This window comes from Paraburkholderia aromaticivorans, from assembly GCF_012689525.1.
GTDB classification, from domain to species: Bacteria; Pseudomonadota; Gammaproteobacteria; order Burkholderiales; family Burkholderiaceae; genus Paraburkholderia; species Paraburkholderia aromaticivorans_A.
Window position 1 is genome coordinate 1263992 of sequence record NZ_CP051514.1, and the last position, 12682, is coordinate 1276673.

Here is a 12682-nt window from a genome sequence, read left to right on the forward strand (position 1 = left end):
GGCGCTTTCCGTAAACTTTGTCATTAGTATATCTACGGATTAGCTTGTATTTTGAACTGAAGAACGACGTGTTTTTTTTGTCGGTCAACAGATCAACACCAAAACCTCCGCTCAGGCCTTCTTCACGTAAGCGCTGCACCAGCCCTTCGCGCTGACCTGTTTACCGGCGAATACCGCACACGGCCCCAACGCATCTCCTGGCTTGCCCTGGTAGAGCTGACAATTCGCGCAGGCTTGCCCTGCCAAATACTTCGGGTACTTCGCAGTATCTATGTGTGCCGCGTCGGATTTGTAGCCGAGCGTTTGGGCCGTTGGATCGCTCTCGGAGAGTTCGGGGGCGGCTGCGCGTGACTCAGATTGGAGGAGTACCGTTGATGCAAGCGATGCGGCGAGAATGATGAAATGACGACGGGAGGTTTGCATCATGAACTCCATTCCACAGGGAAAATGCGGATACAAGGTGCCAGCCCGCAGAGAAAAACGCGGACGCTCACCGCGTAACTGCTTTGACCATTATCGCCATCGCAGATCAGGCTCATTTGATTTCCGTCAAAAATCTGTAGAAGAAACGGGGTCGGGCCTGAACCGTCAATGGACAGATCTTTTACTTTGGCTCGGCATGCGCGAGCCAGAGAGTCAGGAACATCCAGCGGTGCGACAGGGGATCGTTGACGATCAACGTTTCTGATAACGATATTCCAGATCAGAGGCCATCCGATGGTTGCGGCCGCGTGGGTCGCCGAACGTCCGAAATAGACGGAGGTATGGTAATTCGAAGCGGCGTCGCCGACTGCCCCTTCATGGCCGGCGAACACGGCCCGATGTAACCGCTGCGGAATGTTGCGGCGTAGGATAGGTTACGTCGGACAGAAGACGACCCTCTCCGGCCATACGCGACTGCGCCAACACGACGACCGCTGCCATGGGACAGCCGCCATCCGTGCTGTCATGTCGGCTGCCTTGTACCCGGCCGAAGTGCGTGTGGCGCACAAGTCAGGCCCCAGCCGTCTGGTCCAGCAGGATCTCCGCGCACCGATGCCGCAGTGGATTGATCTGTGTCAGTCCTTCCCGGGTTGCAACCAGTAGTATTTCAATTGCACTGATCGTGCTGGGTGCTGTCGACCGCGCCATAAGGAATGCATGTGCGCTTTGGTCCAGACGGTCTATTGTGTACCTGATCCATTTCAATGGAGCACGCCATGGCCGACCCGCTTGCCGTATGGCACACCGAGCACATTAATTTCGCCCGACTACTCGACATTCTGGAAGAACAGGTAGCTGAGCTCCGCCGGGGTGAGAGCCCAAATTACGCTCTCATGGGCGATATCCTTTACTACATGCGGAATTTTTCCGATCGTGTTCATCATCCGCGGGAAGATGTTGCGTACGCGCGGCTTGCAGAAGAGGATCCCGGGACTCAAATTGTGGTGAACCGCCTTCTGCAGGAGCATCGCGTGATCGCCACGGCCGGCGATGAACTCCTGATTCGCATCAATGAAGCCGCGGGAGATGTTGTAATCCCGCGCGCGGCTCTGGAGGCGGCCACGGCGACGTATCTTGTGTACTATCGTCACCACCTTTCCACTGAGGAGCGAGACGTGATGCCTCGTGCTGCGCAGGTGCTGACAGAACACGACTGGGCTGCAGTCGATGCGGCCGTACCGGCTAGCCCCGATCCGCTTTTCGGAGACAATGTACTGGAGCGCTTCGAGGCGCTTCGCAGGCAGATCGCTTTAGACGCGCAGGTGTCAAAGGACTTGAGCCAACCAGCAGACACCCATTGATTGACGCCGGCTAAGGGTACTGTTCACACGCATCAGCGATGCAACAGCACCGGGCTCACCCATCCGTGGAATAATGTTTTGGCGCAGGCCGTCGACTTACTTGGAAGAGAGTACCAGGTCCGCTGTCAGGGCGTAACGACGCTCGAATGTCCGCAAGCGGGTTTGGGTGAACGACCCGAGCTGGCCGCGAGGCGCCGCACGTCCCTGCTCTTACTCCAACCGAACGGTAGGCTATGCAGCGACACGTGTCGCACGGGCGGGAAGATGGTAACGGGGCGGGGCCGTCAGCGTACTCCAAACGGCGTTAAACCTGGCTAACCGAGCCGTGTGAAAAGCGGTATCGTGAAGAAATTATCGAACGCTAGCAGGCTCATCCGCGCTGCGCCTGAGCGTGTAACGTCTCCCTAGTCAGGCGGTCTTACCATGATCCTGTATCACACCGAACCCGATTCCCCTGTCATCGAAATTTCCGTCGAAGGCAAAATCACCGACCACGATCTGCGCGAAGCCATTGAGCGCATGCGTGGTGATCTCGAACTGAACGGCAAGACCCGCGTGCTCGAACGCATCGGGCATTTCACCGGCATCGAGCCGAAGGCGCTGTGGACCGATATAACGCTCGGCGTTTCCGTGGCCCGGAAGGTCACGCGCGCCGCCGTGGTGGCCGATGCGGGCTGGATCCGTGCCTCGACGCATCTGGCGCGGTTCTTTACGAAGGCCGAAGTCAAGGCGTTCCACGTCAACGAGATGGAGCAGGCGCGCGTCTGGATCAACACCTGAGCGCCGCCTGGCGAATTTCGTAGCAGTCCGGCTGCACGTCGGAGCGCGTTTGACCTGCGCAATCAAGATGCCATTGGCATTCGCGCTCTTGCTTGCACTGGCGGCAAAATGGGCGTTAGCCCCTGTTCGATTTTTCTGACACCGGTCATTCATAATTGGCCAAATACTGAAAGGCTCGAATGACCGGACTGGCCGACAAGCAACGCTTCAACATTGCGAATTGAATGGCCGGTTCCCAAGTGGAGCCGACGCCAGAATGTCTGAGCGAAGTTGCTCGCGAACGACGCTTCATGGCCGACACCTGTCTGATGCGGATCCCCGCGACACCCGAAGGTTGCCAACTCCAGCAAAATTCGTGACCCGTTGCGCGGAACACCACGCCCTTTCAAGGGTGGACTCTCCGTATGTGCGCTCCGTACCTGGAACCGCGACGGGCACAGCCGGGATGCGCTCTAGCCGCAACGCGACCTATCGCACATACGAGTTGACTTGGATCTGGTATCAACAAAGCAGCGGTTGCAGACTTATCAGAGACGGCCATGTCAGACGCAAAGTCGAAGTTGGAATTGCTTGCCACTACGGTCCAAGTGGTCAGCGTTGTGGCTGGAGTTGCTATTAGCGTTCAGCAATTCACCGACGCGCGCAAGAAGGAAGCAGAAGTAAAAAAAAAGAAACGAGAACGAGGGAAATCGAGGCAGCAAAACCCTTCTATATCTTGCGTCAGAATTTATACGCAGAAGCTTTGAAAACAGCTGCAGTCCTGTCGACTCCCGACGCGCACTCAAAAGACGAACTGGAAAAAGCACGCATGCGGTTTCGCGAACTATACGTTGCCGAACTCAGCATGGTGGAGCCTCCGCAGGTGGAATCAAAGATGGTTCAACTCGCGCGACAAATCGATCCATCTCTGCTCAATCTTAATCCGGCACAGAAGGCAACTTATGAGCTTGCACACGCACTCCGCGACTCGTTTGTCAGTTCATGGACTCCTGACAAGCATCACCAGCACGGTCCGTAGGCGCATCGGGAATAAATTCGAATACGGCCTCGACATCGGGTCACTAATAGAGCCATCGTCTGATGGCAACGGATACGCCCGATGACGACAACGTCTCGGTCGCCCGTTCTGCCTGAACGGCCCAAAGTGGCCGCGACTTGCAAGCTGCCGAAGCGCTTGCGACCAAATGCTGATTTACCTGGTTACATAAAAATTGATCATTTCTTTTCTGTGGTGGCCTCAAATCTGAAGTGCAACACCGTTTCGTATAAGGTGTTGCGATGCACGAAAGAACTCAGTACCAGCAACTTCAACCGGAAGAGCGCCTCATCATTGCAAGTCTGCATCTGCAGGGTTCGAGTATCCGGGCCATGGCCCGGATACTCGGGCGCTCGGCGGCCACCGTCAGCCGTGAACTGACGCGAAACAGCTCTCCGGCTGGCTACGCATCGGTGCCGGCTGAAGCGGCGCCATGGTCACAGCACGCGCATGCCGCGCACACGGGGCACAGACCGACGCGGACAGATTCCGGACATGGTCAGTATTCATGTACGGCCGCCCGAAATCGAGGACCGGCTGCTGCCTGGGCACTGGGAAGGCGACTTCATCAAGGGCGCGGGCAACCAGTCCTCGGTAGGCGTTCTGGTCGAACGGACCAGCCGACTGGTGCTGCTCGCAAAGATGGAAGATGCCACCGCAGCGTCGGCGCTGGCGGGCTTCTCCACCAAGCTCAATTCGATTGTCGCGCCATTACGGCAGAGCTTCACCTACGACCAGGGCAAAGAGATGTCGCGCCATAAAGAGCTCACCGCCGCGACCGGCGTGAAGGTGTACTTCTGCGACCCGCACAGTCCATGGCAAAGGGGCACCTGCGAAAACACCAACGGGCTGCTGCGACAGTATCTGCCCAAAGGCACCGACCTTTCGGTCTACAGTCAGGACGAACTCGACGCCATCGCCGACAGTCTGAACAGCCGGCCTCGCGCGACTCACGACTTCCATTCACCATTCGAGGTCTTCGCCGCGACCCTTGCATCAGCAAGTCAACCTCAAGGCTCTAAACATTAATCTCGCTGTTGCACTTCACCCTTGAAACCGCCTGTCAAATTCAAAAAAAACGAGGATGAAGCCAATAATCGGATTCCCGGGCGGGTAATGCGGTGACCGCGCCGAGACGCCTTAATGTGTGCGCAGTCTCGCACGAAAACCGTATCAGGGCCTTTGGCAGATCCGGTCTTGCAATGAGTCTTTTGGTACGGCTGCAGCCTTCCATGTTTGTGCGCTGCCCTTTCTAATTCCCGGCGGCGGCGCTCTCGCCGTGAAAGCCTTCAGCCGAGCGGATCCGCTAATCTGCTCACGGTCAAACTGTCTGCTTACGTGGCCGCTGCAAGGCGGTGGTGCGTCACTTTGCGCGATCTTCACGATGCAAATCGAGTGTTCTAGCCAAAGTCACGACCCGGCGCCATTCAAGTACCACCGAACAGAAGGGCAGCTCCTCCAAGCCCCGTTCCTAGGCAAACTGCAGTATGGCGTCGAACTGCTGGCCAGAGCATCGAAAGGCTTCACGCAGGGCGAGGGAGACGGTTCGCGTAGCCATGGCAATCCTTTTTCTATGCAATTTCACTTGGCAACGAATTGCGCTTGCAGACCACGTTTTGTCCGCGTGCAGGCCGATTACGCCATGCGACCATTGAAGCGACTGCGCGGCATCGAACATTTTTAGACAGACATTCGGCAACGCGAGCACGCGTTTATGATCGACGACAGAGGAACGGATGGGGATCTTGGTGACTCGGTCGGATCATGGGAGTCCGTGAGCAGTTGTAGCACAGCGTAGGAATCGCATTCGGTGAGATGCGTCATCGTGAAGGGCGGCTCATCATGTGCAGCCGTGTCGCTGGGAGTTGCGAGTCAACAAAGACGATCCTGATTCGTTACTGGAGTGAGTAACCTCCTGTTCCACCAGCGTGCACATTTATTTATATTGGATTGCTAAGGATTTCCAGTATGCTTGGTTTCGTCGCGGCGTTGCGCCCCCAAGTGGTTGCCGGTTGCAACCAAACCAAGCGGGTTTGAGAGTCCCTGTAGGTGAGGACGGCCGTCTTGAATGAGCAATTGGGATCATGCTTCGAGCGATGGTATCCCGCGCTTACAGTCAACGAGCACACTCACGATTTTGCAGCATATAGCTGCCTTTGACGCGATATTCTGCTGCAGCTCGCGATCGACCATGATAATTGTCCAATGATGGCTAATCCAACATCTCATCGGGCCATAGCTGCGCGCCGTGCAATACCCTCAGGATGCGGACCGTTTCCCCCTTGATCTGATAGGCCGCGATATACGGTGTCCGGCTTATAACCAGTTCACGAGTACCATTGATCCGCCCCGGTCGGCCAGTCTCGGGAAACTGCAGTAGCTGCCTGACTTGCACGCGAATCCGATCATCCACGACGACGGCCGCATATGGACTGTCATCTTCGATGTAATCAAAAATCGCGTTCCGATCCTCAATTGCGAAAGCGGACCATTCAAGCCTCACGCGTCACCTTCGCCGGCTTTGTGACGGGCTGCGGCGCGGCGCCTGGCGAAATGAGCTTCGACTTCTTCGTCCGGGGTAGCAGGGCGCGGGTCGTCCAATGCTTCCTGCACCTTCGCGCGGAACCAGGCGTCGTGTACGGCCGGGTCGGTCGCGAAGGCGAACGGCAACGCACCTTCGTTGGCAACGCGCGTCAGGAGGATTCGCACGGCATCCGAGACAGTCAGTCCCATATTGTCGAGCACCGCAGCCGCGCGCTCTTTCAAAGCGGGGTCGATGCGTGTTTGCACCAATGCAGTCGCAGCCATGGCGTTTACTCCTACGTGTCGTCACTCTAGATGCCACATTGTAATTCATTTGAATTACAATTGCACATTCGTGAGTGATGGGCTGGACGACGATCAAACTGGGCATCGCCAGCCACCCTCTTCGGTAGCAGTCGAAAGGACAAAAGCGCCGCTGGCTTTCAGCTGGCTATCGTCGTGGCGCGAACAGGTGCAAAAGCACCTCTCGAAGCTCCGATACGTCCAGCATGTGTCTCGCGGGCTCTGTCAGGTTGACGGGCAGGCGGCGGTAAAATGAAGCGATGAAGAAAACGAAATCGCTTTATCACGGCCACCGCTTCCCTGCCGTCGTCATCAGCTGCGCGGTTCGCTGGTATTTCCGGTTCAGCCTGAGCCTGCGTGATATCGAGGAGTTGTTGCTCGAACGTGGCGTCGTGGTCACGTACGAAACAATTCGTTGCTGGTGCGACAAATTCGGTGCTGAATTCGCCCGTCGCGCCAAGGCGGCGCGGCCCAAACCGGCAGTACATGGCATATGGACGAGATGTTCGTGATGCTGCGCGGCGAGCCGTACCTATTGTGGCGAGCGGTCGACCAGCATGGTGCCGAACTGGACGTGCTGGTGCAAAAGCGGCGCGACAAGGCTGCGGCAAAGCGCTTCTTCCGCAGAGTGCTGCGTTCAAACCCGGTGCCGCGCAGGATCGTTACGGACCAGCTGCGCAGCTATCGGGCGGCGAAGGCTGAAATTCCCGAACTCGCGCATGTGAAGCACGTTTTCGTCAAAGCGGCTGCACAGGTGAACAACCGTGCCGAGAACAGCCACCAGCCGACCCGCAGGCGCGAACGCCAGATGTGCGGCTTTCGCGATGCGCGTCGCACGCAGGCGTTTCTCTCAAGCTTCGGCCCGATCCGGCAGCACTTCGCGTTGCCCAGACATCAAATGAACGCGGCACATCATCGTGCCATACTGAAACAACGTTTCGCCACATGGCATAGTTGGAATGTTGCCGGCGCTGGCGAGAAAATTATCTGATAAGCATAACTACTCTTGAGCTGCGCACGTAGACTGCGCCCACCAACTTGACAGAGCCATTTCCTCGACTTCGCTCAGGTCTACCACGCACTTCATCCGCTACCCCGGCTTCAAAAGGTTGCCAGGTTAGCCAAATCCAAACAGATTTACCAAGAATACTTATCAAGAGTAAATCACGCCCGTGAAGGTGAGCTGTTACGGGCGCCGCCGGTGAGTCTTTTCAGGAGAATCTGCCCGATGTCTTCCCCGTTGTCCCCTAATCACCGGCACGCAGGAGGCGTGCTCGTCTCGACAACGACATCCCGGCCTGGTTGTTCAATGCTCGAACCACGGATCTGAGATGCGGCGGCCCGAAAGACCACAAAACATCCGTCAATATCACTATGCTGGGTAGGTCAGCGGAGCTGGGTACGCGCAAGTACTCGCAACGTCAGGTCAGCGCGAAGGCCAGGTTAACTACCCGACCACGGTATGGCTCACCGATATTGTCATAAATCTGATTTATCAATATATGAACGATCGTGCTTTTTCAGGCCGCACAAGATCCCATCCTTCGCGATCGCGGGCGCCCATGCAGGGGAAATCGGCGGTTTGCGACGCAAACGTCGTCTGCGGGCGGCCTGGCGTTTGCCGAGGAAGTTAGCGGTTGTGAGCCGGACGGGCTGATCCGGCCGCGCCCGCATTTTTCTCTCCGCGACCGCAACGATGCGATTTCGACCGTCGTCGAACGTTTTGAGAAAACGACTCGCATCGGCGCGTGGAGACAGCCAGAAATGGACTTCAAGCTCCTCGCGTGTAATCGCGCAGTCCGTGAAGCCAGTCGCATTGGACAGGCGGAAATCGATCCTGCTTCCGTCGGCCGCCACGCTTGGGGCGAAATCGAGTACGTCTATCACACACCTCGTAAATTCATTGGCGAGCTTTTGATCTGCTGTCGCTGTTCCCAAATTTACCAGGACAAGCCTTCTGGCCATCGCAACGGCGGCCGCCGGCCGGGAATTCGGGCAAATGATGCAAGATGAGCCCCAAACTTATAGACGTGGTTTTGACGGTTGTGGATTGTGAGGCGATCAGCGACGGCTAGTCGAATTTTTAAAAAAGCAACGTTCAAAGGTGAAGTCTTTCGGGAGTTGCACAGGCCGGAGACATAGGAGTCAAAAAACAATCTCTGTCCAACGCGCGGCGCAGCTAGGCCGTGGGCCGTCGCCAGTAAGAGTGCTTACCCCGCAACCCCGTGCCAGCATTGACGTCACGCATTCCGGTGAGTTATCTGCTCGGCGGCGCCGACGCGCGAGCGCGTCGACGAGCAGCACGCGCGTCTGCACAGACTAGCAACGATTCCTGGCTGACTGTGCCGTGCAACTGCCGTCGACGCCGCGGCGATAAAATCGACGATGCGGTCGCGATCAATTCCCCGGGATTTCAGGAGGTATCAGTTATGGAATGGATAGACACACGACCCGTAGCGCCGGGTTACTACTGGGTGCGATTTACGGACGACCGGTCGCCGAAGCAAACAATCGGGGAGATCGCAGACGTGCCCGGGAACGGTTCACGGCAGTTAGTCGTGGTCCTTCTCGGTGACGATGAAATATTGGAACTGGACGACCCGTTCTTCGACCGAGCACTGTTTGCTGGACCGATGGAATCGCCGTCGATGGAATGACCGCCGTAGCCGGACTTGCTGCCACCAGCTCCCCATAGACACTCGCGATCGGATTGCAGCGCTCAATCACCGGACGAGAGGACCTCGTCACAATGACCTTGGTCGTGGCCAGGCTCTACGTCTTCGTCCAAACCCTGGTGATGATCCCACTGCTGCACCGGCTGGGTGTTATGAGCCCAGGTGTTTAGGGTTTGGCAAGGAAGCGGTCTGGGCGACTACGTTGCCCAGACCGTCGATGACATCGATTGACGTGGCAAACGTCGGTCGCCCCGGAATCGCTTATCGAAGGTCCGTTGGCCCGCCTGGCGACTGGCAGATGGTGGGTGAAGCCGGTCCAATCCTGAACCAACGAGGTGCTCCGCCGGCGACCAGACTACATCGTGGCCCTGTTTTAAGCAGCGCAACCCTACACGCCAGGATCTGCTAATCTAACCAAACAGGCATTCACCATGAAATCGGGAGAGGCCATGAGTGATCTTCAATCACCCTCAGTTACAGGGCGCGATCACGCGCTGAAGATTGCGTCAGAGGGAGAGTTCCTGGATGGTGTCTTTCGTGTCGAGCGCTATAACCATAGCCTCGTCGACACACCGCTGGGATCTTCATCATCCTCCGGGGCCATCATTGTTTCGGAGATCTACCCGAACCAGACCCTGCAACAGATAGACGAGGCGATAGCGCGTGTCAGCCGTCTGAACCAGGACGCACGGACATATGTCTCGGCAGCACTCGACAAGCGTCCTGATTGCGAAACCCTGGAGAGAAAACTGCTGGATGATAATCCCGGATTCAGCGAGGTAACGTATAACCTGGCTATCAACGACGCCTTCGCGGCCCAGTCGACCCAACTTGCTCAGAGGTAGGAAATACAGGCTATTGTCCTGAATAGCTGCGTCGAACTTCAGATTCAGAGCGCCGCGTTTGCAGGACTGATGCCCGGATCATTCGGATCGGCCCCGGCGGTCGCCGTGCAGCAGAACATCACGCACAGGCTCGCCTAGTTTCCACGAGGGCGCTTCACACGCGCGCGCAATGCGTCGATCTCGTCGAGCAGATCGAGGGCTAGCGCGATTCCGGGAGGGTTGATCTGAAAGTCGTGTGCCAGCCGTTGTGCGGTCCGGACGCGCCGCAGCGCCGCGCCGCTGAAGCGCCACTCCTGCGGCCGCTCGCCTCGTGGCTCAAACACGCCCTCAGACACCCAGAGCGTCAATTCCTCCTCCGATGCCCCGCTCACCCGGCTCAATTCAACCAAGGTAAACTCGACATTCTCGTCGACAATCTGCCCTTGCAAATAGGTCGTTGTACTCGTCTCTTTCACGATGATCACCGATAGAAGTGCGCGCGAGGATTGAAGTTGAACGCCTGCCGCATCGCATCGTAAGCAGCCTTCGCAGTGTCGCTATCCGACGGCGGCAGCACGATGTTCAGAATCACATACAGATCGCCAGGCGGGTTGCCTGGAATGCCCTTGCCTTTGAGCCGCAAGCGCCTGCCGCCGGCAGAATCGGCTGGCACCGTCATCTCGACCGAACCGTGAGGCGTCGGCACGGTAACCTGCGCGCCGACGCCCGCTTCCCACGGCGCCACCGGCAATTCGAGCGAGACGTCGCGCCCGTCCACGCGAAAGCGCGGGTGTTCCCGAAAGGCGATTTCCAGGTAGAGGTCGCCGGCAGTTCCGGGCGTGGCGCCTGCGGCTCCCTGCCCGCTCAGCCGCAGGCGCTGCCCCGCGCGAATCCCCTTTGGAATGGATACATCGAGCGTACGCGTTTCTAGCGAAACATGGCCTTGTGCATCGATCACCGGCATTTGCAGCGAAATCGAGCGCTGGGCGCCGCGATAGGAATCTTCGAGATCAATCAGTACCTTCGCGTGATGGTCTTCGCCGCGCACATCGAAAGGCCGCTGCCGCCGATGCGCGCCACGCGCGCCGCCGAACATCTTCTCGAAGAGATCGTGGAAATCGGCTTGTTCGCCGGCCTCGTTGCCCGCGCCGCGGAATTCGAAGCCCTCGTCCCAGTTCGGCGGCGGCTGGAAGTCCCGGCCGTTGCGCCATTCGCTGCCCATGCGGTCGTAGGCCGCGCGCTTCTCCGGGTCCTTGAGCACCTCGTAGGCTTCACCCAGTTCCTTGAAGCGATCTTCGGCGTCAGTGTGCTCGCTGAGGTCCGGGTGGTACTTGCGCGCGAGCTTCCGATACGAACGTTTGACGTCCTCCTGAGACGCGCTGCGCTCGAGACCCAAGGTCTCGTAATAGTCTTTATATTTCATACTGGCGGCAGACTCATGAGGAACGGATGCTGCGATGCGCATCCATCGCTTGGCGGTCAAGGATTGACGTTATACCAATCCGGATAGGCCGGCAAAGTTGCACGGTTGGTACGCGGCTTCACTGTGACAGGCCTGTCTCGGATCGGATCAGCATGACTAGGCGAGTCGGCATGCACAGGAGCCGGTCGGCGACGCTGCCAAGCACGACCGTGCCCACGCCACGTCTGCCTTGCGTGCCCATCACGACAAGGTTGCCACCCTCACGTCGCACGCAGCGCCGCAGGCGACTCGGGATGTCCTCCGCCGCCCTTTCTGTTTCGTCGATTTCAGTGCCACCTGACATGCCGCGTTCGGCCGTCGCCCTACATGCTGCGGCTAGGGTAATCCGGCCGTATTCCCGCAGCACACTACGCTGGGCCTCGGCGTTGTAGTAACCGGCCTAAGGCGACGCACGCCACGGATGGACAACCTGGACGGCATGAAGCTGCGCCTGAGCGAGTTCGGTGATGCTGAGCGCTTCGTGGGGTTATCGTACCTTCCGTGCAAATTATGGCGGTAGTCGCGCGCGTATGACTGTGGGGTTGACCTGGATCAACCGGTGGTTGGCGGGGAGCAATAGATTAGAGTCGTGGCCAAGCGCTCGGTTACGCGCCGCTCCTGAAGATCGACCGGAAGCAGGCTGAGCGACGCACAGCCGGCAACACATGCAGTTTCTTCACTTCGGCGAAGTCGATGTGGATAAAAAAATCCAGCATATTCTGAATCAGATCAGCACACTGGAAGATGATCTGAGAGCCGAGTTGCATCAACAGGAAACCACGCTCTTCTATCGGGCGAGCGGCAAACGAGTCGAATTCGACGCGGCGGTCAGAAAGCTTCATCAGGAGTCGAAAACCAGCATCGGCCGGTGGCTTCTTGACAGCGCGCCGCTGAACTTTGTGGCGGCGCCGTTCATCTACGGGCTGATCATCCCACTTGCATTTCTCGACATCTGCCTATCTCTTTACCAGACGATCTGCTTTCCGATCTATGGCATGGTGAAAGTCAGGCGCGCCGACTACATCGTGATGGACCGATGGCAATTGCGATACCTGAACGTTATGGAAAGATTCCACTGCGCGTACTGCGAATATGTCAACGGGCTCATCGCCTACGCGACCGAGATCGCCGCACGCACCGAACAGTACTGGTGCCCCATCAAGCACGCTCACAATGTGCTCGGTACGCACGCGAGGTACCAGCGCTTCCTGCTCTATGGCAAGTCAGAGCAATATCAGGCTCGCCTCAAGCAGTTTCGCGATGCCCTGCGCAAGCAGAACGACTGACGGCGTAGT

At 57.8% G+C, this 12682-nt stretch carries 14 protein-coding genes and 2 pseudogenes; 9 read left to right on the top strand and 7 right to left on the bottom strand.

Annotation, left to right across the window (positions count from 1 at the left end; genetic code table 11):
- Positions 1–111: 111 nt before the first annotated feature.
- The gene (locus HF916_RS05905; protein ID WP_168788141.1) at positions 112–423 is read right to left on the bottom strand and encodes a high-potential iron-sulfur protein; all 312 of its coding nucleotides are present in this window, start codon (positions 421–423) and stop codon (positions 112–114) included.
- A gap of 1 nt (position 424) precedes the next feature.
- Between HF916_RS05905 and HF916_RS05910 the strand changes: the two genes are divergently transcribed.
- From HF916_RS05910 to HF916_RS05930, 5 genes and pseudogenes are all read left to right on the top strand, one after another.
- Positions 425–688, top strand: coding sequence for a hypothetical protein (locus HF916_RS05910; RefSeq protein WP_168788142.1), 264 nt, complete (start codon positions 425–427; stop codon positions 686–688).
- A gap of 511 nt (positions 689–1199) precedes the next feature.
- Positions 1200–1784, top strand: coding sequence for a hemerythrin domain-containing protein (locus tag HF916_RS05915; protein WP_168788143.1), 585 nt, complete (start codon positions 1200–1202; stop codon positions 1782–1784).
- A 423-nt stretch (positions 1785–2207) separates the two neighbouring features.
- Positions 2208–2564, top strand: coding sequence for an STAS/SEC14 domain-containing protein (locus HF916_RS05920; RefSeq protein ID WP_168788144.1), 357 nt, complete (start codon positions 2208–2210; stop codon positions 2562–2564).
- A gap of 742 nt (positions 2565–3306) precedes the next feature.
- Positions 3307–3582: a PIN/TRAM domain-containing protein gene (locus HF916_RS05925; protein WP_168788145.1), complete on the top strand. Its 276-nt coding sequence runs from the start codon at positions 3307–3309 to the stop codon at positions 3580–3582.
- 260 nt (positions 3583–3842) lie between these two features.
- Positions 3843–4629 (top strand): annotated as a pseudogene (locus HF916_RS05930) (IS30 family transposase).
- A gap of 1183 nt (positions 4630–5812) precedes the next feature.
- Here the strand turns inward: HF916_RS05930 and HF916_RS05935 are convergent.
- Both HF916_RS05935 and HF916_RS05940 read right to left on the bottom strand, forming a co-directional pair.
- A complete protein-coding gene (locus HF916_RS05935) occupies positions 5813–6103 on the bottom strand; it encodes a type II toxin-antitoxin system RelE/ParE family toxin (RefSeq protein WP_168788146.1) in 291 nt (96 codons plus the stop codon).
- Complete coding sequence (locus HF916_RS05940; protein ID WP_168788147.1) at positions 6100–6408, bottom strand: type II toxin-antitoxin system RelB/DinJ family antitoxin; 309 nt, start codon at positions 6406–6408, stop codon at positions 6100–6102. The genes HF916_RS05935 and HF916_RS05940 overlap by 4 nt, the downstream gene beginning before the upstream one ends.
- A 278-nt stretch (positions 6409–6686) precedes the next feature.
- Between HF916_RS05940 and HF916_RS05945 the strand changes: the two are divergent.
- Positions 6687–7417, top strand: a pseudogene (locus HF916_RS05945) (IS6 family transposase).
- 488 nt (positions 7418–7905) lie between these two features.
- On the opposite strand, the gene HF916_RS51670 reads toward HF916_RS05945, so the two are convergent.
- Entirely contained in the window at positions 7906–8391 is a 486-nt protein-coding gene (locus tag HF916_RS51670; protein WP_346777692.1) for a DUF1488 family protein, read from the bottom strand.
- A gap of 287 nt (positions 8392–8678) precedes the next feature.
- Here HF916_RS51670 and HF916_RS05955 point away from each other — a divergent pair, with 287 nt between their 5' ends.
- Positions 8679–9083, top strand: a complete 405-nt coding sequence (locus HF916_RS05955; RefSeq protein ID WP_168788148.1) for a hypothetical protein — start codon at positions 8679–8681, stop codon at positions 9081–9083.
- Between the two features lie 467 nt (positions 9084–9550).
- Positions 9551–9946 carry a hypothetical protein gene (locus HF916_RS05960; RefSeq protein ID WP_168788149.1) on the top strand — a complete coding sequence of 132 codons (396 nt, stop codon included), beginning with the start codon at positions 9551–9553 and terminating at the stop codon, positions 9944–9946.
- Between the two features lie 134 nt (positions 9947–10080).
- On the opposite strand, the gene HF916_RS05965 is transcribed toward HF916_RS05960, so the two are convergent.
- From HF916_RS05965 to HF916_RS50530, 3 genes are all read right to left on the bottom strand, one after another.
- Positions 10081–10410, bottom strand: a complete 330-nt coding sequence (locus HF916_RS05965; protein WP_168788150.1) for a chaperone modulator CbpM — start codon at positions 10408–10410, stop codon at positions 10081–10083.
- Positions 10407–11348 (bottom strand): DnaJ C-terminal domain-containing protein, encoded by a 942-nt coding sequence (locus tag HF916_RS05970; protein ID WP_168788151.1) that lies wholly within the window; start codon positions 11346–11348, stop codon positions 10407–10409. Before HF916_RS05970 ends, HF916_RS05965 begins: the two co-directional genes overlap by 4 nt.
- Before the next feature lie 118 nt (positions 11349–11466).
- Entirely contained in the window at positions 11467–11691 is a 225-nt protein-coding gene (locus tag HF916_RS50530) for a universal stress protein (RefSeq protein ID WP_240975124.1), read from the bottom strand.
- A gap of 361 nt (positions 11692–12052) precedes the next feature.
- Between HF916_RS50530 and HF916_RS05980 the strand changes: the two genes are divergently transcribed.
- Positions 12053–12673, top strand: coding sequence for a hypothetical protein (locus tag HF916_RS05980; RefSeq protein WP_240975125.1), 621 nt, complete (start codon positions 12053–12055; stop codon positions 12671–12673).
- Positions 12674–12682 lie beyond the last annotated feature (9 nt).